The following is a 22,913-nucleotide window of genomic DNA, read 5'->3' on the forward strand; positions in this document are numbered from 1 at the left end:
CCTACGCTCGCCCGCCGTGCCCACAAAAAAGCCCGTCTACCTGGCAGGACTCGCCTGGCGGCAGCTCCGGGACGATCCCGGCCGCGCCGCTCGACTGGCCGTCCGGCTGCTGGCCCGCGCGCCGTTCGGCGGGCGGCTGCGCAAATCCCGGCTCGCCGTCCCGAGACCGCGGGACGTCCGCCGCGAGAGCGCCGACCTGCGCCGCCTGCTGGACCGCGCGCCGTCCGCCCCGGCGCGGGAGCGGACGCCCGCGCGGCCCGTCGAAGGCGTCCTGCAGTTCGTGACCAACGCTCTGCCCTGCACGAACGCGGGTTACACCGTCCGGACGCACCGGATCGCGCTGGCCCAGCGCGACATGGGCTTCGACCCGCACGTGGTGACGCGGCTCGGATATCCGCTGAACCAGGGCGTCGGCGACGCGCGGCCGCGCGTCGAGGTCGACGGGCTCGCCTACCACCGGCTGCTGCCGTGGTGGCCCGCCGCCGACCCGGTCCGGGCCGTCGCGAAGAGCGCCGACCTCGCCGGGCCGCTGGTCGAGGAGCTGCGGCCGTCCGTCCTGCACGCGGTCAGCAACCACCTGAACGCGGCGGTGGCGCTGGAGGTCGGCCGCCGCCACGGGCTGCCCGTCGTCTACGAGGTGCGCGGATTCCTGGAGGATTCCTGGCTGTCGCGCGACCCTTCGCACAGCGAGTCCGACGACTTCTACCGGCTGACCCGGGAGCTGGAGACCCGCCGCATGACCGAGGCGGACGCGGTCGTGACGCTCGGCGAGGCGATGCGGGCGGAGATCGCGTCCCGCGGCGTCCCGATGGAGAAGATCTTCACCGTCCCGAACGGGGTGGACGAGGCGTTCCTCGAACCGCTGCCGGACCCCGGCGGGCTGCGCGCCCGGCTCGGCATCCGCGACGACGCCACCGTCGTCGGGCTCACGTCGTCGTTCTACGGCTACGAGGGCATCGACACGCTGATCGACGCCGCGGCGCTGCTGCGCGATAAGGGTGCGCCCGTAACCCTGCTGCTCGTCGGCGACGGCCCGGAGCGCGGCGCGCTCGAACGGCGCGCCGCCGGGCACGGCGTTCACGCCGTGTTCACCGGGCGGGTGCCGATGGAGTCCGTTCGCCGATTCCACGCCGTCCTCGATGTGTTCGCGGTTCCGCGCCGCGCGGACCGGGTGTGCCAACTGGTGACGCCTCTGAAGCCGATCGAGGCGATGGCCGGGGGAATCCCCGTCATAGCCAGTGATGTCAGGGCACTTCGCGAAATCGTGGAACCGGGCGTGACCGGCGAGTTAACAGTTCCGGAAGACCCGGAAGCATGGGCGAATTGTCTGGAAGACCTGGCTTACAGTCCCGAAAGAAGGCAGAAAATCGGGCGGTCGGCCCGGGAATGGGTCCGCGCGGAACGCACTTGGCGGGCCGTGGCGGAGCGATATCGGGCCGCGTACGCCATCACATAAATCGCTGCGAAGGGAGCCACCGGCGTGGATCTGGTGGTCATCGGACTCGGCTACGTGGGACTGCCGCTCGTGCGCGAGGCGAGCCGGGCCGGCCTTCGGGTCGCCGGGCTCGACCGCGACGCGCGCGTGGTCGCCGGGCTCAAGGCCGGGCTGTCGCACATCGACGACGTCTCGCCCGCCGAGATCGAGGAGATGCTGGAGGCCGGGTTCGTCCCGAGCCTGCAGGAGGACGTCCTGGACGGCGCCCGCACCGTGGTGATCTGCGTGCCGACGCCGCTGTCCCCGGAGGGCGGACCCGACCTCACCGCGGTGCGCGGCGCGTCCGAGACGGTCGCCCGGCACCTGGAGCCGGGGACGCTCGTGGTGCTGGAGTCGACCACCTACCCGGGCACGACGGAGGAGGTCGTCCGGCCGATCCTGGAGACGTCCGGGCTGGTCGCCGGGGAGGAGTTCCACCTGGCGTTCTCCCCGGAGCGGATCGACCCGGGCAACCCGGTCTACGGCGTGCGCAACACGCCGAAGATCGTCGGCGGGCTCGAACCGTGCTGCGCGTCGGCCGCGTCGGCGTTCTACGGCAAGTTCGTCGAGCGGGTCGTGGAGGCCAAGGGCACCCGCGAGGCCGAGATGGCGAAGCTCCTGGAGAACACCTACCGGCACGTCAACATCGCGCTGGTCAACGAGATGGCCGTGTTCTGCAACGAGCTCGGCATCGACCTGTGGGACGCGATCGACTGCGCCGCCACCAAGCCGTTCGGGTTCCAGGCGTTCCGCCCGGGGCCGGGCGTCGGCGGGCACTGCATCCCGATCGACCCGAACTACCTGTCGTACAAGGTCCGGTCGCTGGGCTACCCGTTCCGGTTCGTGGAGCTGGCCCAGGAGATCAACGACCGGATGCCGCGGTACGTCGCGGAGCGCGCGCAGCAGCTCCTCAACCGGGAGGGGCGGGCGCTGAAGGACGCGAAGGTCCTGCTCCTCGGCGTCACCTACAAGGCCGACATCGCCGACCAGCGCGAGTCGCCCGCCCGTCCGGTGGCGCGGCGGCTGGCGAGGCTCGGCGCCGACCTGTCGTTCCACGACCCGTTCGTCACGTCCTGGGACGTGGACGGGGAGGCGGTCCGCAACGCGGGCGCCGACCTGCCCGCGGCGCTGGCCGCGGCGGACCTCGCGATCGTGCTGGCCGGGCACGCGGCCTACGACCCGGCGACGCTGACCCGGCACGCGCGGCTGCTGTTCGACACCCGCGGCCGGACGCGGGACGCCAAGAGCGACGCCGTCGAGCTTCTCTAGCGCGGTGGCCGCGTCGGCTCCCGGTGGCCCTCCTATCACGGGGGGTGCAATCGCCCGGCGTCGTCCACGCCATGGACGACGGGAATTCATCGGCGATTTCCATCCGGGTCCAAGACTCGGCGGGAGGGGACGATGATTCCGAATCACGCGGAGTGGGTGAGAATGCGGGTCTGTGTTTGCACCGTGGTGCACCATCCCGAAGACGCGCGCATTCTGCACCGGCAGATACGCGCCCTGCTCGACGCCGGCCACGAGGTCACGTATATCGCTCCGTTCCGAGCCTGCAACGTGACCCCGTGGCGGGAGATCAGCCCGGTGGACATCCCGCGCGCGACGGGGCGGCGCCGGTTCCGCGCCCTGCGCGCCGCGCACCGCGCGCTGGCCGAGCACGCCGCCTACGCCGACGTGATCCTGCTGCACGACCCGGAACTGCTCGTGTCCCTGCCCCGCGAGGTGGCCCGCCGGACGGTCGTCTGGGACGTCCACGAGGACACCGCCGCCGCGCTCAGCGCCAAGGGCTGGCTGCCGGGCCCGGCGCGCCCGCTGCTGCGCCCGGCCGTGCACCGGCTGGAGAGGCGCACCGAGCGCAGGCACCGGCTGCTGCTCGCCGAGGAGGGCTACCGGGAGCGGTTCGGCCGCGAGCACCCGGTGGTGCCGAACACCACCTACGTGCCGGACCGGCGGCCGCAGGAGCCGGACGGCCGCCGCGCCGTGTACGTCGGGCAGCTGTCCCGGGCGCGCGGCGCGCTCGACATGATCGAGATGGCCCGGCCGCTGGCCGCCGAGGGCGTGCTGGTCGAGCTGATCGGCGCGGCGGACGTCGACGTCCGGGACGCGCTCCGGGCCGCGCAGCGCGAGGGGATCCTGCGCTGGTACGGGTTCGTCCCGAACGACCGGGCGCTGCGCATCGCCGAGGGCGCGATGGCCGGGCTCGCGCTGCTGCACGACGAGCCGAACTACCGGCACTCGATGCCGACCAAGGTCGTCGAGTACATGGCCCGCGGCGTCCCGGTGATCACCACGCCGAACCCGCCCGCGGTGGACATCGTCGAGCCCGCCGACTGCGGGCTGGTCGTCCCGTTCGGCGACCCGGAGTCGGCGGCGAAGGCCGTCCTGCGGCTGCGCGACGACCCGGAGCTGCGCGCCGCGATGGGCGAGCGCGGCTACCGGACGGCCCGCGAGCGCTTCCACTGGCCCGTCCACGCCGCGCGCTTCGTCGCCCAGCTCGAAGCGTGGGCGGGCCGCTCCCCCGGCCGCGTCCGGGAGCCGGAGCCCGACCCCGACCCCGAGCCGGAGCCGGTTCCCGAGTTCTGAGCCCGCCCCCTGCGGTGTCAGGACGGCGCGCGCAGCCGGTAGGCCACCGACCGCGCGAGCCGCGCGGCGGCGCCCGGCGGGCGGTCGGCCTCCACGACCACGACGCAGCGGGCGACCCGCAGCGCGATCATCCCGGCGGTGGGGCCGATCTCGTACGCCTCGTCGGCGCCGATGTCGCGCCGCCGCCGCGACTGCGCCTGGGTGGCCTGGAGCGCCTCCAGCATCCGCGACGCGGCGTGGTCGGTGCGCGCCACCCAGCGGACGCTGACGGTGAAGCCGCCCGCCGTGCCCTCCTCGTGGTCGGGACCGGCGGGGCGTTTCGACGGCGACGCCGTCCCGGACGGGCTCGCGGACGGGTCCGGCGTCCCCCGCTCCCGGCGGCCGGGCGGCGGGGACGGGCGGCTCGGGCCGTCGTCGCGGTCGCGGTGGCGCGGCTCGTAGTCGCAGGACACCGGGCGCGGCAGCCGGACGCCCCCGGCGCTCGCGTAGGCGGGCGCGGGACGGTGCGCGGGCATCCGCGCGGCGGCGAGGTCGGGCTTCTTCAGCAGGGCGCAGGCGTCCGGCCAGTCGGCCGCCGGGACGCCGTCCAGCTCCGCCGGGCCGGGGCCGAGGAGCCCGCCGCGCAGCACGACGAGCCGGGTCGCGCCGTCCGGCCGGGGCGCCGCCTGCGGGACGGCCGCGTACAGCAGCCCGCCCGCCGCCGCGAGCCACGGCCGCGCCCCCGGCAGGTCCGGGTTCATGGAGAACGGCGCGGGCGCGGTCGCGGTGCGCCCGTCGCCCGGCTCGACGATGTCGACGCCCGCCGGGAGCAGCCGCTCCGACAGCCGGGGGCGCAGCGCGAACACGTGCCCGCCCGCCTGCGTCAGCGCCGCGTAGGCGGGGGCGTCCCGCCGCCACTCCACCCGCCCGGACGGGACCCGCACGGCCTCCATCCGCGTGGCGCCGCGCTTCGCGCCCTCCGGGTGGTAGACGACCACGAGCCGCCCGGCGGCGAGGGCGCCGGGGCACATCGCGTCGCCGCACACGTCGCCCGCCCAGGAGGCGAGCCGCTCGCCGTCGTCGCCGAACGCGCGCAGCGCCGTGCCGTCGGAGGCGAGGGTGACGCCGTCCAGCATGGAGACGTCGGGGGACTCGGCGGAGCCGAGCCGCCGGTCCCAGCGGACGGCGCCCTTCGCCGGGTCGACCGCGAGCAGCCGCCCGCGCCGGTCGCCGCCCGCGCACTCCAGGGCGAGCGCGGTGAGCGTCTCGCGCCCGTCGGAGGGCCGCGCGCCGCCCTCGGCGAGGCGGCAGCCGCGCGGCAGCGGCAGCCGCCACACCCGGTCGCCGGTGACGGCGGAGACGCCGAACAGCGTCCGGCGCGGCTCGTCGGTGGTGAGCAGGACGTCCGACCCGGCGGGCCAGCGCAGCGTCGTCCGGGAGACGGCGGCGGGCCGGGTGCCCTCCCGCCGCCACAGCAGCCCGCCGGACAGCGCGTCGAACGCGACGAGCAGCCGGTCGGAGCGGTCGCCGTCCCGCTCGAAGTAGGCGACGAGCCGGGACCGGGTGGACGCCCAGCCGAGCAGCGTCCAGCCGGACCGGCGGTAGCTCCAGCGGAGCCCCCCGGTGCGCGCGTCGCGGACGTCGAGCCCGCTCCCGGACGCCGTGACGAGCTGCCCCTGCGCGACCGCGTAGGCGACGCCGTCGAAGCCGGGGACGGAGCCGTGGTGGGTGCGGGTCGTCCGCTCCCAGCTCACCGCGAGGGGGCCGGGCGGCGGCCCGACCTCGCGCTGCGGCGTGACGGGCTCGGCGGTCACGGTGTGCCGCACCTGCCACCACTCCGCGCCGAGCACGAACCGGTCGACGAGGACGGCGCACACCGCGATCGCGACCGCCCCGGAGACCAGGCCGATGGCCACGCGGACACCGCCCACGGCCTCCGGCCTGCCGCCGGGCCGGTGCCGGCTCGCGACCACGACCGCGCCCTCCTTCCGCGTACCGTGCCTGTCAGACGCGACACCCACCATGCCCTGTGCGGGACGTCCGCGCGACAGAACGGAGGAACCGTGGAGGTCTTCACACATTGGCGAACCTGGGACGAGGCCCGCGCCGCCCTGGCCGGCCCGGAGATCGACCTGGACATCGACGTGGACGCGGTCGGGCGCGCGGCCGAGGCGGCACGGCGGTGGCATGGCGACCAGCGGCGGCCGACCGGCGAGCCCTACGTCGAGCACCTGCTTGAGGCGCTGGAGGTGCTGGTCAGCGGGCCCCGCGTGACCGACACGGCGGTGCTGTCGGCCGCGCTGCTGCACGACGTGGTCGAGGACACGTCCGCGACCCTCGCCGACGTGGAGGCGGAGTTCGGCCCCGTGGTGGCCGAGCTGGTCGACTGGGTCACGAAACCGCCCGCGGGCGGGGCCGGACGCCAGGCGAAGCGCGCCGCGCGGGCCGCCTACCTGCGCCGGCTCCGCGACGCGCCCCGGGACGCGGTGCTCGTGAAGCTCGCCGACCGCGCGAGCAACGTCCAGACGCTCGACCGGACGGCGCCCGACTTCCAGCGCCGCTACTACGCCGAGACGGTGACGTACATCATCCCGCTGGCGGAGGCCCATCCCTGGTTCGCGGACTGGTACGCGGCGTGGCGGCGGAGTTTCGCCCACCTGAAGTGACCGATTGGTCATGGAGTGGGAGGATGCGGTGCCATGGACAGGGAGTGGGTGGTCGAGGAGAGCGTCGCCGTCGAGGCGGACGCGCGGACCGTGTACGCGGCGGTCGCCGATCCGCGCCGGATGGGCGAGTGGAGCCCCGAGGTGTTCGCCGCCTGGGTGCGCGGGCGCGCGATCAGGCCCGGGACCCGGTTCGTCGGCTTCAACCGCATCTCCTGGCGGGTGTGGTTCACCACCTGCCAGGTGACGGTCGCCGTGCCGGGCGAGGCGTTCGCGTTCCGCGTGACGGTCTTCGGGATCCCGACGGCGATCTGGGGCTACCGGATCGAGGACATCGCGGACGACCCGTCCGTCCCCCGGACGCGGCTCACCGAGTACTGGGAGGACCTGCGGCGCGGCGGCCGGGGCGCGGCGTTCGCGGCGCTGCTCGGCAGGGTGTTCACGGGCGTCCCGGCGGAGCGCCGCGCGGCGGTGAACCGGGCGGGCATGCGCGCCACCCTCGGCCGGATCAAGGCGGCGCTCGAACGGTCCTGACCGGCGCCCGCGCTCGCGCCGCCGTGAACGCCGGGCGGACCGAATAAGCTGTCTCCTTCGCCCCTTCGGGGTGCCGGGGACGTTCCCCGGCCACGCACACGCGCGAGGAGCAGCCTGCATGGCGTCCCAGGTCAACGGGCGGCCGACCGGTCCAGACGGCACGGTGAAGGACCGCGAGATCGCCGCCGAGCAGCGCTACGTCGACATGGCCTACGCCCGGCTGGAGGAGATGCGCGCGGACGCCCAGGCCATGATCCGCGAGGGCTACCGGCAGTCGCTCGCCGGGACCAAGGGCTCCCTGGTGGACCGGGACGCCATGGTCCACCAGGCGGCGCTGCGCGCCCAGGCGCTGGACGTCGCCGACGACGGCCTCGTGTTCGGCCGCCTCGACCTCGCCCCCGGCGAGCAGGAGACCGGCGAGACGCGCTACATCGGCCGGATCGGCGTGCGCACCAGCGAGCACGACTCGCTCGTGATCGACTGGCGGGCGCCCGCCGCCGAGGACTTCTACCGCGCCACCCCGGAGGACCCGCGCGGCGTCGTCCGCCGCCGCGTCCTGCACTCGCGCGGCCACACCGTCGTCGACCTGGAGGACGACCTCCTCGACCCGGACGCCGCCGACGGCATGACGATCGTCGGCGACGGCGCGTTCCTCGCCTCCCTCGCCCGCGCCCGCGAGGGCGCGATGCGCGACATCGTCGCGACGATCCAGCGCGAGCAGGACGAGGTGATCCGCGCCCCCGTCGACGGGACGGTCCTCGTCCGCGGCGCGCCCGGCACCGGCAAGACGGCCGTGGCCCTGCACCGGGTGGCCTACCTGCTGTTCCGGCACCGCCGCCGGTTCGGCTCGCGGGGCGTGCTGGTCGTCGGCCCGAACCCGCGCTTCACCGCCTACATCGAGCGGGTGCTGCCGTCCCTCGGCGAGGGCTCGGCGGCGCTGCGCTCGCTCGGCGACCTGGTGGAGGGCGCGGCGGCGACCGTCCACGACCCGCCGCGGCTCGCCCGCGCCAAGGGCGCGGAGGCGATGGCGACCGTGCTGCGGCGCGCCGTGGCCGACCATCCGCCGGGCGCGCCGGACGAGCTGCGCGTCGTGTTCAAGGGCGTCGTCGTGCGGCTCGACCGGCCCCGCCTCGACCGGATCAGGAACGACGTCCACCGGCGCAGCCGGGGCAGCGTCAACGCCGCCCGCGGCCGGGCCGCGACGATGCTCCTGGACGCCCTCTGGCGGCGCTTCACCGACGTCGGCGGCCCGGAGGCGGCCGAGGCGGCGGAGGGCGCCGAGGCGGGCCTGTGGAACGCGATCCTTGCCGCCGACGGCCTCGCCGCGCTCGACGAGGAGCCCGCGCGCGACGGCGGCGGGGGCGGCGACCCGAAGCGCGAGCAGTTCGACGCCCGCGTCCGCGAGCAGCGCGCGTTCACCGACTTCCTGGTCGCCTGGTGGCCGCTGCGCCGCCCGCTGGACGTGCTGCGCTCGCTCGCCGACCCGGCCCGGCTGCGCCGCGCCGCCGGGCGCGACCTCGACCGCGCCGACGTCGCCGCGCTCGCCGCGTCCTGGGCCGGGGACGCGCCGCTCAGCTACCAGGACATCGCCCTCCTCGACGAGCTGGACGCGCTGCTCGGGTCGCCGCCCCGGCCGTCCGCGCGCCGCCGCGCCGCCGCCGAGGACGACCCGTTCGTCGTGGACGGCGTCAACATCATCACCGGCGAGGAGGTCGCCGACGACGCGTGGGAGCCCGAGATGCGGGAGCTCACCACGTCGATGGAGCGGCTCGAACGGTCCCGGCGCGTGGACGACGGCGTGGTCGAGGAGCGTCCCGAGTACGCCCACATCGTCGTCGACGAGGCGCAGGACCTCTCCCCCATGCAGTGGCGGATGCTCGGCCGCCGGGGCCGCCAGGCCAGCTGGACGATCGTCGAGGACCCGGCCCAGAGCGCCTGGGAGGACCTCGACGCCGCCCGGCGGGCGATGGAGGCGGCGCTCGGCGGGGAGCGGCCGTCGTCGAAGTCCCGGCGGCGGCGCGGCGGCGGGCGCAAGCCGGCCCCGCGCGCCCGGCACGACTACGAGCTGACGACGAACTACCGCAACTCGACCGAGATCGCGGCCGTGTCCGCGCGCGTGCTGGCGCTGGCGCTGCCCGAGGCGCGCCCGGCGCGGGCCGTCCGGACGTCGGGCATCGAGCCGGTCGTCCGCGTCGTCGCCGAGAGCGGGCTCGCGGACGCGGCGCGGGCGGCGGCCGAGGAGCTGGTCGGGCAGGTGGAGGGCACGATCGGGGTGATCGTCCCGCTGCCGCCCGAGGAGTCGGGCGGGCGGCCGAGCGAGCAGCCGAGCCTGTTCGACGCGCCCGCGCCCGCGCCCGACGAGCCCGCCGCCGCGTGGACGCGGGGCGTCCTCGCCCGGATCGGCGCCGGGCTGCCCGAGCGCGTGCAGGTGCTGAACGTCCTGGAGGCGAAGGGCCTGGAGTTCGACGCGGCCGTGATCGTCGCGCCGGAGACGGTGGCCGCGCAGTCGCCGCGCGGGCTGCGCGTGCTGTACGTGGCGGTGTCGCGGGCGACGCAGCGGCTGACCGTCCTCACCGCCGACCCGACGTGGCGCGGCACGCTCCTCGAAGACTGAGCGAGGACCGGGCTCCGCCCGGGACGACGCGAAGACCGTGCCTGCCGTCGCCTCATCGGCCTCGGCGGCGGCACGCGGGCGGTCGCGGTGGCCGCGCCCGGCCACACGCCGGGCAGTGTCGCGGTCCACGTCCCGGACGAGGGATGAGATCCCGTCCGGCCGGGTTACCCTGACGTCGTCCCGTTAACGGACATCGTCCCTTTTGACGGACGGAGATCCATGAGCGGCCGGAATCCCGCGCCCAGGCGCAGCTACGGCGGCCGTTCGGCCGAGGAGCGCCGCGCCGAGCGGCGGGGGCGCCTGCTGGCCGCCGGCCTGGAACTGTTCGGCACCCGCGGCTACGCCGCCACGTCCATCGAACGGCTGTGCGCGACGGCGAGCGTGTCCACCCGCAACTTCTACGAGGAGTTCTCCGGTCGCGAGGAGCTGCTCACGGCGCTGCACCGCGACATCAACGAGCGCGCCGCCGAGGCCCTGTCCGGCGCCTACGCCGAGGCCGCGGACGCGGGCCTCGCGGCGCGGGTGGAGCGCGCCGTCCGCGCGTTCATCACCGTCACCGCCAGCGACCCGCGCTGGGCGCGGATCGCGTTCGTCGAGGTCATCGGGGTGAGCGCCGGGCTGGAGCGGCACCGCCTGACCTGGCGCGGCCGGTGGGAGGACACCCTCCTCGCCATGACCCGCGAGGCCGTCGACCGGGGCGAGGCCGTCGACCGCGACTACCGCCTCACCATGATCGCCGTGATCGGCGCGGTGAACAGCCTCGTCCACCACTGGTCGGCCCGCGGCCAGGACATCCCCCTCGACGACGTCACCGCCGAGTTGACCCGCCTCATCCTGGCCGTGCTGACCCAGCCGGACTAGATGATGGGCGGGCGGCCCGTTCTCGTCATGCGCCAGGCGGTCGCGTAGGAGATCGGGCGGCGCGGGCCCGCCGGTTTGCGCCAGCCTTCCACGAAGCCCTTGAACCACGGCTTGAGCGCGCTCGGCCGCCGCTCCCGCAGGACGGTCATCCCGATCCACACCGCCAGGTAGGTGAGGGCGAGCGGCCAGGGCAGGTTGCGTCGCGCGAGCCACACGCGGTTGCGCGCGTTGTACCGGTAGAACATGTCGTGCCGCGTCGGCAGCACGGACGGGTGGAACATCACCGCCGAGGCGTCGTACACGATGCGGTAGCCCGCGTTGAGGATCTGCCAGGCGAGGTCGGTCTCCTCGTGGGCGTAGAAGAAGTCCTCGGGGAGGCCGCCGCCCGCCTCGTAGGCGGCGCGCCGGATCGCGCACGCGCCGCCGAGGAACGTGGTGACGGGCGAGGAGCGCTCCGGGTCCCCGGCGCGCAGCCTCGGGACATGCCTGCGCTCGCCGCGCCCGCCCTCGGGGTCGCGGACGCGGAACGACACGGCGCCGAGGTCGGGCTCGGCGGAGAACCGGTCGCGCAGGTGGGCGCCGAGCCGAGTGGAGCGGTACCAGCCGTCGTCGTCCAGGAACAGGATCACGTCGCCGCAGGACGCGGCCACGCCGCGGTTGCGCCCGGCCGGGATCCCGACGTTCTTCGGCAGCGACAGGGTCTTGACGCGCTCGTCGTCGAACGGCGCTTCGTGCGCGCGGTCGCCGACGGGGTCGGCGCCGTTGCCGACGAGGACGACCTCGACCTCCACGTGCTCCTGCTCCAGGGCGCTGCGGACGGCGCGGGCCAGCTCGTCCGGCCGGTTGCCCATGGTGAGCACGACCACGCTCAGCTTCACTTCAGCCTCCGCGAGGCGAGGATGCTGACCAGGTGCAGCAGCGTCTGCACGACGGCGACCGCCGCGACCGCGACCATCAGCACCCGGACCGCGACCGGGTCGTCCGCACCGGTCAGCGTGTCGATCACGGCGGCGGCGACGATCAGCAGCGACAGCTCGACCGCGCCGATGATCCGGTGGAAGCGCAGCATCGACGCCGCCTGCCGGGCGAGGGCGATGCCGGTGGAGCGGGGCCGCAGGGCCCGGTCGCCGCCGGACGGGTCGGCGGGCAGCCCCGACTTGGCCCGCGCGACGACGACGTTGTCGGTCTCGGCCTTGATCAGCGCGGCGCCGAGCGCGGCGACGAGCCCGAGCTCGGCCCAGCCGCCGTTGCGCCAGCCGCCCTGCGCCATGAACCCGAGCCCGACGAGCAGCGACACCTCCGACAGGTAGTGGCCGATCCGGTCGAGGAACACCCCGGCGACCGACGTGCGGCGCAGGTAGCGCGCGACCTCGCCGTCCACGCAGTCGAGCAGCAGGTACACCTGGATCAGCACGGCGCCGCCGATCGCCGTCCACAGCGGGTCCACCGGCAGCGACACGACGAGCCCGGCCACGACGCCGCTCGCCATCATCAGGTAGGTGAGCTGGTTGGGGCTGAACCCGAGGCGCAGCGCGATCCACGCGAAGTACGGGGACAGGTCGCGCATGTAGAGGCGTCCGGCCCAGTGCTCCTCGTTCCGCCGGTCCTTCAGGCCGGGCGGCTGCCCGTACCGGCGGATGTCGGCGACGGACGCGCCCTTGCGGTGCGGCCGGTCGTCGTTCTGGCCGCCGGGGGGCGCGTCGCCGGGGGGTTCCGGGGAGCGGCTCCGCCCGGGGCTCTCAGCCTCCATGGGCCTGGACATACTCTTCCACCGCCTTGAGGGTCGCGCCCTTGTCGAGGCCGAGGTATTCCAAGATCGTGAAGCGGCCGGGCCGGGTCCGCGGGGCGAGCAGCACGGCGTCGGCGAACTGCTCGACCGAGAGCCCGATGTCGGCCGGGAAGCGGGGCAGGCCGTGCCGCCCCAGGCAGGTGAGGATCTCGGCGAGCCGGTCGGCGCCCTGCCCGAGGTGGGTGGCGCGCAGGTGGTAGCAGAACGCGGCGCCGAGCCCGGCCAGCTCGCCGTGGTTCGCGGCGTCCGGGTAGAGCTGGTCGATGGCGTGCAGGATCTCGTGGTCGCCGCCGCTCGCCGGGCGCGAGTCGCCCGCGAACGACATCGCCATCCCGGACAGGACGAGCCCCTCCGCGAGGACGGTGAGGAACCGGTCCGACTCGATCGAGCCGGGCTGGTGCAGCAGCGCCTCCGCCGCCGTGCGCGCCACGGTGAGCGCCATCCGGTCGACGCGCTCGCCGCACTCCTCGGCGGCGAGCAGCCAGTCGTCCACGGCGGAGAAGTTGCTCACCACGTCCCCGATCCCGGCGCGGACGAGCCGGGGCGGCGCGGCGTGCACGTAGTCGAGGTCGACGACCATCGCCAGCGGCATCACCACGCCGAACGAGCCCTTGCCCTTGTCGTGGACGAGCGAGGCCACCGGCGAGCAGATGCCGTCGTGGGACAGGTTCGTCGCGACCGACACCATCGGGATGCCGGACAGCGTGGCCGCGTACTTGGTGGCGTCGATCGTCCGGCCGCCGCCGATCCCGACGACGGCCTCGTAGGAGCCGCCGCGCAGCTTCGTGCCGAGGTCGACGGCCGCGTCCACGGTGCCGCCGTCGACCTGGAACACGTCGCAGGCGGCGAGGGACGGCCGGACATGCTCGGCGATCTGGTCGCCCTGCCCGCGGCCGACCGCGATCGCGACCCGCCCCTCGGTGGCGATCCGCTTGTCGGCGAGCAGGTCGCCGAGGGCGGCGACGGCGCCGCGCCGCACGTCGATGGAGAGCGGCGCGTTCAGCATCCGCGTCAGCAGGGGCATGGGCCTCCTCGCTCGGGGTCGCGCGCTTCCGGTCGGTCAGTAGCCCTTGGCGATCCGGCGGGCCTTCTCCAGGTCGTCGTGGTTGTCGACCTCGACCCACTCGACGTCGCCGATCGGCGCGACGCCGATGCGGCCGCCCCGGTTCACGTGCTCCTGGTAGCCGTCCTCGTAGTAGAGGTCGGGGTCGCGCTCCCAGGTGGCCTTGAGCGCGTCGGCCAGCGGCCCGGCGGCGGCGGGCTCGATCAGGGTGGCGCCGATGTACTCGCCGTTGGCGGTGGAGGGGTCCATGAGCTTCGTGATGGTCCGCAGGTGGCCCGCCTCGTCGAGGGTGATCTTCATCTCCTCGTCGGCGAGAGTTTTCACATCGTCCACGGCGAGGAGGATGTCAGGTCCGCGGCTCGCAAGTAGCGTCTTCTCGACGCTCACGGGATGAACCGTGTCACCGTTGACCATGAGGACGCCCTTGGAGAAATACTCCCGAGCCAGCCACATGGAGTAGGCGTTGTTCCACTCCTCGGCTTTGTCATTGTGCACGAGCGTGATGGACACGCCGTACCGCCCTTCGAGGGCGGCCTTGCGTTCCTCCACCGCGTTCGCGCGGTAACCGACGACGATGACGACGTCGGTAAGGCCGACCTCCGCGAGGTTGCCGAGCGCGATGTCCAGGATGGTGGTCTCCCCGTCCACCGGGACAAGGGCCTTGGGCAGCGTGTCGGTGTAGGGCCGCAGCCTCCGGCCCGCGCCCGCCGCCAGCACCATGCCGATCATGCTCTCTCTTCCTCTCGGTCGACCGTCACGCCGTCGTCGTGCCGCCTGCCCCGCGTCAGCGCGACCACGCCCTCGCCGCCGAACAGGACGCCAAGGTAGGCGGCCAGCGCGGCGTACGCGAACGTGAGCGGACCGGCGAGGCCCGCGACGGCCGCGAACAGCAGCCGGCCCTCCCAGCCGAGCCCGGCGCGCAGGACCCACTCCTGCGGCGGACGCCCTCGGCGGACGCGATGCGCGGTGTCGTGGTGGTGCAGCGCGAGAACCGTGATCAGCACGTACACGAGCGGTGCCGGGACGGCCTGCGCGAACCCCAGTACGGCGAGGTAACCATACTCGATCCCGCGCGTTATGGGCGGTACGAGCCGGTCCAGACGTCCGCCGTGCGGGTGCGTGGCGGCGGGTCCGGTCAGCATGAGCGCGACGACCGGGGCGAGGAGCGCGGGGTCGGGCCCGCCGTCCGGGCGCGCGGCGAGCAGGACGCCCGTCGCCGCCGCGGCGAGGACGGTGCCGGGCAGCGGCGCGAGCCGCCCGCGCGCCGCGAGGCCGAGCAGCAGGGACGCGGGCCCGTCGTCGCGGTGCACGCGCACGGGGACCGCGCGCGCCGGGCCGGTCAGCGCCCGCACCGCGACGGTGCCGAGCACGACGGCCGTCTCCCACGCGATGAGCAGGACGAACGCCGTCCGCGCGCCCGCGACCCCGGCGGTCACCGCGAGCAGCGCGGACCGCTCGGCGACCGGCAGCCGCACGGTGGCCGCGACCCGCCGCACGACGACGCCCGGCCGGGACGGGCGCGGCGGGCACGTCGCGTCCAGCGTCGTCCGGACCGACAGCAGCGCCGCCGCGCCCGCCGCCGCCCACCACACGCGCTCCCCGGACGCGGCGCCGCCCGCCGCGAGCCCCGCGTAGACGGCGAGCTCCTTGCCCGCGTCCAGGACCTCGTGGGCCGCACCCGGGACGGCGCCGAGCACGACGGACGCGCACAGCAGCAGCCCGCCCGCGACCAGGCCGCCGCGCGTCCCGGCGGAGAACCACACCGCCGCCAGCCCGGCGGCGGCGAGCGAGGCGGCGGCGAGGGCGTCCGGGCCGAGCCCGCGCCGCGCGGCCCGCTCCGCCGCGACCCGCGCGCACGGGCGCGCCGCGTAGCCGCCGAGAAGGCCGTCCGCCGGGTCTCCGGCCTGGTGGTCCGGTACGTTGAGGGTCACCGGCCGAGCGCGCAGCGGCGCCTGGTCCATCGGATGCCTCCGGCCGGTCGGGACGTATCTGCAGGTGCACAGCGTAACGACCCGGTGACCGGGAGTCGTGGGGAAACCGAGGAGAGATGGCGACGACGGTTGCGGTGGTGCTCGCCGGCGGGGTCGGCGCGCGGATGGGCGCCGGACGCCCCAAGCAGCTCATCGAGGTGGGCGGCCGCCCGATCCTCGCGCACGCGATCGCCGCGTTCGACGCGCACCCGGGGATCGACGAGGTGCTGGTCGTGATGGCGGCCGGGCACCTGCGGGAGGCGGCGGCGATCGCCGCGCCGTTCCGCAAGACGTCCGGGGTGGTCGAGGGCGGCGACACCCGGACCGCGTCCACGGTCGCCGCGCTGCGGCGGCTCGACGGCCGCCCGGACGACGTCCGCGTCCTGTTCCACGACGCGGCCCGCCCGTTCGTGGACGCGCCCGTCATCGACCGCGTCCTCGCCGCGCTGGACGGCCACGACGCCGTCGCCGTGGGCGTGCCGTCGCCCGACACGATCGTGGTGGTCGAGGACGGCCTCGTCGCGTCCATGCCGCCGCGCGAGACGATGAGCCGGTTCCAGACCCCGCAGGGCTTCCGGCTCGGCACCGTCCGCAAGGCGTACGAGCTGGCCCTCGCCGACCCGGCGCTGCGCGCCACCGACGACTGCGGGATCGTGCACCGCTACCTGCCGGACGTCCCGATCCGCGTCGTCGCGGGCAGCGAGCGCAACCTCAAGGTCACCCAGCCGCTCGACGCGATCGTCGCCGAGCACCTCGCCACTCTCGCCGCCGAGGACCGCACGTGATCTTCGATCGGACGCCCACGCTGATCGGGCACCGCGGCCACGGCTCGGGCGACGTCGTCCCGCCGGGGGCGGCGGCGCCGGTCGCGGAGAACACGCCGCCGTCGCTGCTCGCCGCCGTCGCGGGCGGCCTGTCCTGGGTCGAGATCGACGTGACGCGCACCGCCGACGACGACCTCGTCCTGCGGCACGACCCGACCACCGCGGACGGCGCCCACCTGGTCGACCTCCCGGCGGCGGCCAGCGGGCTGCCGCGCCTCGCCGACGTCTTCGACACGCTGCCCGCGGACGTCGCGGTGGACGTGGACGTCAAGACCGTCCTGGACGACGCCGTGGACGCCCCGTCCCGCCGCACCGGCGCGCTCCTGCTCCCGGTGCTGCGGCGGGAGGCGCGGCGGCGCAGGCTGCTCGTGACGTCGTTCGACCCGTCCCTGCTCGTGTTCCTGCGGGACGAGCTGCCCGGCGTCCCGCTGGGCCTGCTGACGTGGCTGCGGTTCCCGCTGTGGCACGCCGTCCCGGCCGCCGCCGGGCTCGGGCTGGACGCCGTCGCCGTGCACACCGGCTCGTGCGGCACCGACCATCCCGACACGCGGCTGCGCCCGCTGGAGCACTGCGTGGAGGTCGCGCACAAGGCGGGCCTCGAAACGGTCGTGTGGTGCCCGACCGCCGAGGCGGCGCCGCGCTACGCGGCCGCCGGGTTCGACGCGATGGTGGTCAACGACGTCCCCGGCGTCCTCGCGGCGCTCGGGCCGTCCGGGTCGTCCGGGTCGCTCGGCTCCTAGCGGTTGCCGCCGTACATGCGCGTCCACTCGCCGGGCTCGTCGTCGTCAGACGCCGACGGGCCGCCGGAGGCGGGCTTGTCCTCGGCCGGAGGCGGCGGCGACGCGGCCGACAGCGGCGGCGGGTTCGGCGCGGACGGCTGGGCGGGCGGCTGACCGTACTGCGGCACGCCCTGCCAGGGCGGCGTGCTCGCCCCCGGCGACCCCGGCGCGGGCGGCGCGGACGGCGGCTGAGGCGCCCCCTGCATCGGCGCCTGCATGGGCGAGTGCATCGGCTGGTGCATGGGCTGCGGGTGCATCGGCGGCGGGCCCATCGGCGCGGGCGGCGGACCGCCGAAGCGCGGCCCGGCGCGGTGCGCGACCCCGGCCTGCGCCCGCCACCGCGACGGCGCGGCGGACGCCACCAGCAGCCCGACGCCGAGCAGCAGGAAGACCCCGAAGGCGGAGAGCGTCAGGTACCCGTCGCCGATCCGGTCCGGGATGATGTCGCGGCCCGCGTGCTGGAACGCCCAGCGCGGCGAGAAGACCCACAGGAGCCCGATGACCGTGAAGACGAAGCCGGGGATCAGCGAGGCGAGCGGCGACACCCGCGACCCCGCCACGAGGCCGATCAGGACGGCCGCGACCAGCACCAGGCCCCCGCCGACCCACCGGTCCGAGCCCTGGTAGGCGAGGATCCGCGCGAACTGGCCGAGCTTCATCGTGCCGTACGCCATGCAGGCGGCGATGACCGGCGTGACGATCAGCCCGATCACCACGCCGAGCCCGTGGCGTGCTCCGTTGGACATGGACACCCTCCAAACCGGGTCCGGCGGCAGGATCCCGCCCAAACCTAACCCTGAGACGTCCGGCAGGGCACTGGGGTTCGAGGGTGGACTTGTCTTTTGCCCGCTAGTGGACGGACTCGCCCGGTTTCATCGGGGTCGGCTGGCCCAGTCTCGGCGGACTGGTCAGGAACCCGATTCCCCAGGTCACATGCATGGTCGCGTACACCAGCGGCAGCCGCGCCCAGGCGGACGGCGGCAGCCCGCGTCCCTCCACCGCCGCGCCGACGATCATCGCGGCCGCGTACCCGCCCGGGACGAGCCAGCCGGGCCAGAACCCGAACACCCCGGCGACCGCGCCCGCGGTCATCGCGACGACGGCGATCGGCGGCGCGAGATAGCGCAGGTTCAGGGTGCCCTGGTGCTCGCGTCCGACGACGCGGCGCCAGCGCCCGGTGTGGAAGTACTGCTTGGCGAGCGCCCGCAGGTTCGGGCGCGGCCGGTAGGTGACGCGCATCCGCGGCGTGAAGAAGATCCGCCCGCCGGTCTGCCGGATGCGGTGGTTCATCTCCCAGTCCTGGGCGCGGGTGAACGTCTCGTCGTAGCCGCCGACCCGGTCGAGGGCGCTGCGGCGGAACGTCCCGAGGTAGACGGTCTCGACCTCGCCCGCCTCGCCGCCGGTGTGGAACCGCGCGTTGCCGACGCCGATCTTGGACGTCATCGCCCGCGCGACGGCCTTCTCGAACGGGGTGACGCCCTCGGCCGCCATGATCCCGCCGACGTTGTCGGCGCCGGTCTCCTCCATCGTCTCGACGGCGGCCCGGACGTAGTCGGCCGGGAGCAGCGAGTGCCCGTCCACCCGGACGATGATCGAGTACTGCGACGCCTTGATCGCGATGTTCAGGCCCTGCGGGGTGCGCCCGGTCGGGTTGGCGACGACGAGGATCCGCGGGTCCTCGGCCGCGAGCCCGCGGGCGATCTCCTCGGTCCGGTCGCGGGACGGCCCGATCGCGAGCACGAGTTCGAGCTCGCCGGGGTAGTCCTGCGTGAGGATGCCGCGGACGGCCTCGGTCAGATGCCGCTGCTCGTTCAGCACCGGCATCACCACCGACACGGCGGGCCAGGTGCGTTCGGCGGCGCGGGTCTCGGCGGAGTCGGCGCCGGGCCGCTCGCCTCGCTCTGTCTGCTGGGTTTCCTGTTTCATGGCGCGCTGGGCATGGGGAGACGGATTCATGTGGGCTCGCGGACGCGCCCCGGCCGGAGACCGGAGGGGAGCGCCCCTTCCTCTCTCTGTGCTCGCTTGTCTGACGCAGCCCACGCCACCCAGTTTGCGTGCGGGCCGCCGGGGTGTGGTCAAGACGGCGCCACGTTACTGCAAGGACACGAGGTCCAGGTAGCGAACGGACGGGTGTCGCCCACTTTAGAGTGGAGTCGACTCGCGGGAGAACGACGTCTTCGGGAGGCGGGCGGCCGGTATGGCAGACGGGCACGACTCAGGTCGCGGCGCGGCCGACCCGCCGGACGGCGACCCGCTGGAGCGCTACTTCCGGCCGCGTCCCGGCGGCCGGGCGGCGGCGGGCGACGGCGACGACATCGAGGGCGTGACCATCGAGGGCATGCCCGCGCCGCGGGTGCCGGTGGAGGGCCCGCGCGGGCCGCGCCGCCCCGGCCGCGGGCTCAGCCCGCGCGCGGCGATGAGCGCCCGGCGGCAGAAGCGGTTCCTCACCCTGACCGGGGCGGCGTCGGTGTTCGTCCTGCTCACCTCGGGCGGGGCGTGGGCGTTCCAGAACTACGTCACCGGCATGCTCGACAAGGTTTCGGTGGACGGCCTCGGCCGCGGCAAGGACGCCCCGAAGGGCGCGATGACGATCCTCGTCGCCGGGGTCGACCGCCGCGACGGGCTGACGCGCGAGCAGCAGCGCGCGGCGAAGCTCGGGCACCAGCCGGGCGAGCGGTCCGACACGATGATGCTGGTCCACGTGTCGCGCGACCACGACAAGGTGTCGATCGTGAACCTGCCGCGCGACTCCTACGTCACCATCCCGGCGCACAAGTCGAACGGGTCGGAGGGGGCGAAGGGCGCGCAGATCCCGTCGCGTCCGGGCAAGCTCACGTGGGCGTACCAGTTCGGCGGGCCCGACCTCACGGTCAACACGATCAAGCGGGCGACGGGCGTGTCCATCGACCACTACGTCGAGGTGAACTTCTACGGCTTCGTCCACATGGTGGACGCGCTCGGCGGCGTGGACGTGTGCACCGAGCAGGCCGTCAACGACCCGAAGAGCGGCCTGCGGCTCCCGCCCGGCACGTCGCACGTGGACGGCCTGAAGGCGCTCGCCTACTCCCGCGCCCGCTACACGCTCGCCGACGGCAGCGACCTCGGCCGCATCGACCGGCAGCAGCAGTTCATGGCGTCGATGATGAAGCAGGCGCTGTCGACGAAGACGCTCGGCGACCCGGTCAAGTCGACGAAGTTCCTGAACGCGGCGCTGAAGTCGCTGCGCGTCGACCCGAAGCTCGCCGACAACCTGCCGAAGCTCGCCGACCAGATGAAGAACCTGTCGACCGACAACCTGACGTTCGCGAAGATCCCGCTGTCGAACCCGGGGGCCAACGTCGTCCTGTGGAACACCCCGACCCCGCAGTCGGTCGTCCAGTGGGACGAGGGCAGGGCGCGCGCCCTGTTCACCCGGATCCGGCGCGACCAGCCGATCGCCGAGGAGCCCGAGAAGCCGTCCGCGAAGCCGACGACCCCGGCGGAGAAGCCCGGTGACCAGCTCACCGTCGCGCCGGAGGACATCTCCGTCCGCGTCCTGAACGCGATCGGGACGCCGGGGCTCGCGACGAAGGCGGGCGGGCAGCTCCGCAAGCTCGGGTTCGGCGTGACGGTCGTCCCGGGCGTGGCGCGGCGCGGGCTCCAGACGACGCAGATCCAGTACGGGCCGGGCAAGGCCGACTCCGCCAAGACGCTGGCCGCCGCGATCCCGGGCGCCCGGCTGAAGGAGATCCCCTCGCTCGGGACGCGCGTCCAGGTCCTGGTCGGCGCGAACTGGGACGGCGTCCGCCGCGTCGAGGTCAAGGGCGGCTCCCCGACCGGCGCGCCGACGCCGAAGCCGGGGATCGAGACGGGCACCGCCACCCAGAAGCTCTGCGGCTGACCCGGCGCGGTCGGCCCGGCCCCCGCCTGATCTAGAGTGGCGTTCTAGACGGGAAGGAGCCCCATGAGCGAGGACGCGCCGCCCGCCCCGGCGTTCTACGAGCCGCTCGGCGACGGCCGGTTCGCGAGCACCCCGGCGACGGCGGGCCCGTGGTCGCCCGGCCTGCAGCACGGCGGACCGGTGTCCGGCCTGATCGGCCGGGCGTTCGAGCGGCACGACCCCGTCCCCGGGACGCGGGTCGCGCGGGTGACGGTCGAGATCCTCAGCCCGGTCCCGGTGGCGGTCCTGGACGTCGCCGTCCGCGTCGCCCGGCCGGGGCGGCGGGTCGCCCACCTCGAAGGGGAGATCCGGCACGAGGGCCGGACGGTCGTCCGCGCCACCGCCTGGCGGATCCTCGCCGCGCCGGAGCGGCTGGAGCCCGTCGTCCACGCGCCCGGCCCGCCGCCCCTGCCCGGCGCGACTCCCCCGTTCGGCGACTGGGCGGACCTGCACGTCGGCGGCTACGTCGCCGCGATGGAGTGGCGTCCGGTCGAGGGGCACTTCACCCGGCCCGGGCCGGGGACGGTCTGGGCGCGGCCGCGGGTGCCGCTGGTCGCGGGCGAGGCCGACACGCCGCTGGTGCGGGCGCTCACCCTCGCCGACAGCGCGTCCGGCGTCGGCAGCCAGCTCGACCTGGCCAAATGGCTGATCATCAACACGGACGTGACGGTCGCGCTGCACCGCGACCCGGTCGGCGAATGGCTGTGCCTCGCCGCGGCGCTGGACGCGAGCCCCGGCGGCAGCGCGCTGTGCCACGCCACGCTCGCGGACGCCTCCGGCGAGTTCGGCCGGGCGCTGCAGACGCTCCTCGTGGACGACCGCCCGCCGGCCTGACCCTCCGACACGCCCACCCTCCATGACTCTTGATTCTTGATCGATTACTCTGGGTAGCAAGACCGTGACAGAGAGAGATCACTCGTCAGGAGTCCATAGGATGTCGACAAGGATTCTCGGCCTGCTCACCGCGACCACCGCGGCGCTGGCGATCAGCGCCTCCATGGGCGGCACCGCCTTCGCGGACCCGCCGCCCGCACCGCCCGGCGCGGACTCCGCGCCCGGCGCCGCGCCGGGCTCGGACCCGGCGGCGGCGGCACCGGAGGCGGGCCAGCAGCCCGGCCAGGACGCGGGACAGCAGAGCCAGCAGAACGGCCAGGACGCCGGGCAGCCGCCCGCGCAGCCGGGCCAGGAGACCGGACAGGACGCGGGCCAGCAGAGCCAGCAGCCGGGCCAGGAGGCCGGGCAGCAGGGCGCGCAGCTCCCGCAGGACCAGCAGCAGAACGGCCAGCAGAGCGGGCAGCAGAACGGGCAGCAGGCGAGCCCGGAGGCCGGCCAGGAGACCGCTCAGCAGAGCTCGCCGCTCCCGCAGGACCAGCAGCAGGCGGCCCAGCCGGACGGCCAGCAGGCCGCCCAGCCCGCCGCCGACCAGCAGCCCGGACGGCCGAACGGCCAGGAGGCCGCGCAGCCCGCCGCCGACCAGCAGCCGGGACGGCCCGCCGCCCGGCCGCTCGCCAAGGACGGCACCAACCTGGCGGCCTGTCTGGACGCCAACTGCGAGGTGCAGGTCCGCGACGGCCAGAGCATCGCCTTCGACAAGAAGTACGGGATGGCCCCGGTCAGGGTCGGCGTGCAGGGTCACCAGGTGACCTTCACCGCCCAGAACGGGAACTCGAAGAACACCGCGTCGATCGACGCGTCGTCGCCGAACTCGGCCGCGTCGTACAACGGCGTGACGCTCCGCCCGCGCATGGCGCCGGACGGCAGCGTCATCCTCAACGTCTCGCGCGGTTAGCGCGGCGTCCGAACGCCGAAGGTCCCTGCTCGCGCGACGGGTGGGGGCCTTCGACTATGCGGTCGGCTACTT

General features: G+C 75.0%; 20 protein-coding genes. 12 read left to right on the top strand and 8 right to left on the bottom strand.

What is annotated here, in order from left to right; translation table 11 throughout:
- Window positions 1–16: 16 nt before the first annotated feature.
- From ACH01S_RS33420 to ACH01S_RS33430, 3 genes are all read left to right on the top strand, one after another.
- Window positions 17–1,456, top strand: coding sequence for a glycosyltransferase family 4 protein (locus ACH01S_RS33420; protein ID WP_067901208.1), 1,440 nt, complete (start codon window positions 17–19; stop codon window positions 1,454–1,456).
- Between the two features lie 24 nt (window positions 1,457–1,480).
- Window positions 1,481–2,743: a nucleotide sugar dehydrogenase gene (locus tag ACH01S_RS33425; RefSeq protein WP_067901211.1), complete on the top strand. Its 1,263-nt coding sequence runs from the start codon at window positions 1,481–1,483 to the stop codon at window positions 2,741–2,743.
- Window positions 2,744–2,905: 162 nt separating this feature from the next.
- Window positions 2,906–4,057, top strand: a complete 1,152-nt coding sequence (locus ACH01S_RS33430; RefSeq protein ID WP_067901214.1) for a glycosyltransferase family 4 protein — start codon at window positions 2,906–2,908, stop codon at window positions 4,055–4,057.
- A gap of 17 nt (window positions 4,058–4,074) precedes the next feature.
- Here ACH01S_RS33430 and ACH01S_RS33435 read toward each other — a convergent pair whose 3' ends face one another.
- Window positions 4,075–6,009 carry an outer membrane protein assembly factor BamB family protein gene (locus ACH01S_RS33435; RefSeq protein WP_067901217.1) on the bottom strand — a complete coding sequence of 645 codons (1,935 nt, stop codon included), beginning with the start codon at window positions 6,007–6,009 and terminating at the stop codon, window positions 4,075–4,077.
- A 90-nt stretch (window positions 6,010–6,099) separates the two neighbouring features.
- Here ACH01S_RS33435 and ACH01S_RS33440 point away from each other — a divergent pair, with 90 nt between their 5' ends.
- The 4 genes from ACH01S_RS33440 (at window position 6,100) to ACH01S_RS33455 (ending at window position 10,708) form a co-directional block, all read left to right on the top strand.
- Window positions 6,100–6,702 (top strand): HD domain-containing protein, encoded by a 603-nt coding sequence (locus ACH01S_RS33440; protein WP_067901219.1) that lies wholly within the window; start codon window positions 6,100–6,102, stop codon window positions 6,700–6,702.
- Between the two features lie 33 nt (window positions 6,703–6,735).
- Entirely contained in the window at window positions 6,736–7,233 is a 498-nt protein-coding gene (locus tag ACH01S_RS33445) for an SRPBCC family protein (protein WP_067901221.1), read from the top strand.
- Window positions 7,234–7,351: 118 nt separating this feature from the next.
- Entirely contained in the window at window positions 7,352–9,847 is a 2,496-nt protein-coding gene (locus tag ACH01S_RS33450) for a HelD family protein (protein ID WP_067901225.1), read from the top strand.
- A 219-nt stretch (window positions 9,848–10,066) separates the two neighbouring features.
- Window positions 10,067–10,708, top strand: coding sequence for a TetR/AcrR family transcriptional regulator (locus tag ACH01S_RS33455; protein ID WP_067901228.1), 642 nt, complete (start codon window positions 10,067–10,069; stop codon window positions 10,706–10,708).
- Here ACH01S_RS33455 and ACH01S_RS33460 read toward each other — a convergent pair.
- The 5 genes from ACH01S_RS33460 to ACH01S_RS46295 are packed head-to-tail and all read right to left on the bottom strand — an operon-like array spanning window position 10,705 to window position 15,521.
- Window positions 10,705–11,559, bottom strand: a complete 855-nt coding sequence (locus ACH01S_RS33460; protein ID WP_083981437.1) for a glycosyltransferase family 2 protein — start codon at window positions 11,557–11,559, stop codon at window positions 10,705–10,707. The two genes, ACH01S_RS33455 and ACH01S_RS33460, sit on opposite strands and share 4 nt — an antisense overlap.
- Window positions 11,560–11,582: 23 nt before the next feature.
- Window positions 11,583–12,458: a CDP-alcohol phosphatidyltransferase family protein gene (locus ACH01S_RS33465; protein ID WP_083981431.1), complete on the bottom strand. Its 876-nt coding sequence runs from the start codon at window positions 12,456–12,458 to the stop codon at window positions 11,583–11,585.
- The gene (locus tag ACH01S_RS33470; RefSeq protein WP_067901277.1) at window positions 12,448–13,503 is read right to left on the bottom strand and encodes an iron-containing alcohol dehydrogenase family protein; all 1,056 of its coding nucleotides are present in this window, start codon (window positions 13,501–13,503) and stop codon (window positions 12,448–12,450) included. Before ACH01S_RS33470 ends, ACH01S_RS33465 begins: the two co-directional genes overlap by 11 nt.
- A 54-nt stretch (window positions 13,504–13,557) precedes the next feature.
- Window positions 13,558–14,289 (bottom strand): phosphocholine cytidylyltransferase family protein, encoded by a 732-nt coding sequence (locus ACH01S_RS33475; protein ID WP_067901234.1) that lies wholly within the window; start codon window positions 14,287–14,289, stop codon window positions 13,558–13,560.
- Entirely contained in the window at window positions 14,286–15,521 is a 1,236-nt protein-coding gene (locus ACH01S_RS46295) for a DUF5941 domain-containing protein (RefSeq protein ID WP_222869198.1), read from the bottom strand. Before ACH01S_RS46295 ends, ACH01S_RS33475 begins: the two co-directional genes overlap by 4 nt.
- Before the next feature lie 86 nt (window positions 15,522–15,607).
- Here ACH01S_RS46295 and ispD point away from each other — a divergent pair, with 86 nt between their 5' ends.
- Complete coding sequence (gene ispD, locus ACH01S_RS33485; RefSeq protein ID WP_067901236.1) at window positions 15,608–16,315, top strand: 2-C-methyl-D-erythritol 4-phosphate cytidylyltransferase; 708 nt, start codon at window positions 15,608–15,610, stop codon at window positions 16,313–16,315.
- The gene (locus tag ACH01S_RS33490; protein WP_067901240.1) at window positions 16,312–17,094 is read left to right on the top strand and encodes a glycerophosphodiester phosphodiesterase; all 783 of its coding nucleotides are present in this window, start codon (window positions 16,312–16,314) and stop codon (window positions 17,092–17,094) included. Before ispD ends, ACH01S_RS33490 begins: the two co-directional genes overlap by 4 nt.
- On the opposite strand, the gene ACH01S_RS33495 is transcribed toward ACH01S_RS33490, so the two are convergent.
- Both ACH01S_RS33495 and ACH01S_RS33500 read right to left on the bottom strand, forming a co-directional pair.
- Window positions 17,091–17,879 carry a hypothetical protein gene (locus ACH01S_RS33495; RefSeq protein WP_067901243.1) on the bottom strand — a complete coding sequence of 263 codons (789 nt, stop codon included), beginning with the start codon at window positions 17,877–17,879 and terminating at the stop codon, window positions 17,091–17,093. The genes ACH01S_RS33490 and ACH01S_RS33495 overlap by 4 nt on opposite strands.
- Window positions 17,880–17,982: 103 nt before the next feature.
- Complete coding sequence (locus ACH01S_RS33500) at window positions 17,983–19,059, bottom strand: glycosyltransferase family 2 protein (protein ID WP_148344080.1); 1,077 nt, start codon at window positions 19,057–19,059, stop codon at window positions 17,983–17,985.
- Window positions 19,060–19,330: 271 nt separating this feature from the next.
- On the opposite strand from ACH01S_RS33500, the gene ACH01S_RS33505 reads away from it, so the two are divergent.
- From ACH01S_RS33505 to ACH01S_RS33515, 3 genes are all read left to right on the top strand, one after another.
- A complete protein-coding gene (locus ACH01S_RS33505) occupies window positions 19,331–21,013 on the top strand; it encodes an LCP family protein (protein WP_067901246.1) in 1,683 nt (560 codons plus the stop codon).
- A gap of 63 nt (window positions 21,014–21,076) precedes the next feature.
- Window positions 21,077–21,886 carry a thioesterase family protein gene (locus tag ACH01S_RS33510; RefSeq protein ID WP_067901249.1) on the top strand — a complete coding sequence of 270 codons (810 nt, stop codon included), beginning with the start codon at window positions 21,077–21,079 and terminating at the stop codon, window positions 21,884–21,886.
- A gap of 100 nt (window positions 21,887–21,986) precedes the next feature.
- The gene (locus tag ACH01S_RS33515; protein WP_067901252.1) at window positions 21,987–22,841 is read left to right on the top strand and encodes a hypothetical protein; all 855 of its coding nucleotides are present in this window, start codon (window positions 21,987–21,989) and stop codon (window positions 22,839–22,841) included.
- The last annotated feature ends 72 nt before the right edge of the window (window positions 22,842–22,913 follow it).

Source organism: Actinomadura chibensis NBRC 106107, from assembly GCF_001552135.1.
GTDB lineage: Bacteria > Actinomycetota > Actinomycetes > Streptosporangiales > Streptosporangiaceae > Spirillospora > Spirillospora chibensis.

What these genes read in the sequence shown, in the direction of transcription:
- ACH01S_RS33430 (WP_067901214.1), top strand. Translation starts at nt 2,906, where the DNA reads ATGCGGGTCTGTGTTTGCACCGTGGTGCACCATCCCGAAGACGCGCGC.
- ACH01S_RS33445 (WP_067901221.1), top strand. Translation starts at nt 6,736, where the DNA reads ATGGACAGGGAGTGGGTGGTCGAGGAGAGCGTCGCCGTCGAGGCGGAC.
- ACH01S_RS33450 (WP_067901225.1), top strand. Translation starts at nt 7,352, where the DNA reads ATGGCGTCCCAGGTCAACGGGCGGCCGACCGGTCCAGACGGCACGGTG.
- ACH01S_RS33455 (WP_067901228.1), top strand. Translation starts at nt 10,067, where the DNA reads ATGAGCGGCCGGAATCCCGCGCCCAGGCGCAGCTACGGCGGCCGTTCG.
- ACH01S_RS33460 (WP_083981437.1), bottom strand. Translation starts at nt 11,559, where the DNA reads ATGGGCAACCGGCCGGACGAGCTGGCCCGCGCCGTCCGCAGCGCCCTG.
- ACH01S_RS33465 (WP_083981431.1), bottom strand. Translation starts at nt 12,458, where the DNA reads ATGGAGGCTGAGAGCCCCGGGCGGAGCCGCTCCCCGGAACCCCCCGGC.
- ACH01S_RS33470 (WP_067901277.1), bottom strand. Translation starts at nt 13,503, where the DNA reads ATGCTGAACGCGCCGCTCTCCATCGACGTGCGGCGCGGCGCCGTCGCC.
- ACH01S_RS33475 (WP_067901234.1), bottom strand. Translation starts at nt 14,289, where the DNA reads ATGATCGGCATGGTGCTGGCGGCGGGCGCGGGCCGGAGGCTGCGGCCC.
- ACH01S_RS46295 (WP_222869198.1), bottom strand. Translation starts at nt 15,521, where the DNA reads ATGGACCAGGCGCCGCTGCGCGCTCGGCCGGTGACCCTCAACGTACCG.
- ispD (WP_067901236.1), top strand. Translation starts at nt 15,608, where the DNA reads ATGGCGACGACGGTTGCGGTGGTGCTCGCCGGCGGGGTCGGCGCGCGG.
- ACH01S_RS33495 (WP_067901243.1), bottom strand. Translation starts at nt 17,879, where the DNA reads ATGTCCAACGGAGCACGCCACGGGCTCGGCGTGGTGATCGGGCTGATC.
- ACH01S_RS33500 (WP_148344080.1), bottom strand. Translation starts at nt 19,059, where the DNA reads ATGAAACAGGAAACCCAGCAGACAGAGCGAGGCGAGCGGCCCGGCGCC.
- ACH01S_RS33505 (WP_067901246.1), top strand. Translation starts at nt 19,331, where the DNA reads ATGGCAGACGGGCACGACTCAGGTCGCGGCGCGGCCGACCCGCCGGAC.
- ACH01S_RS33510 (WP_067901249.1), top strand. Translation starts at nt 21,077, where the DNA reads ATGAGCGAGGACGCGCCGCCCGCCCCGGCGTTCTACGAGCCGCTCGGC.
- ACH01S_RS33515 (WP_067901252.1), top strand. Translation starts at nt 21,987, where the DNA reads ATGTCGACAAGGATTCTCGGCCTGCTCACCGCGACCACCGCGGCGCTG.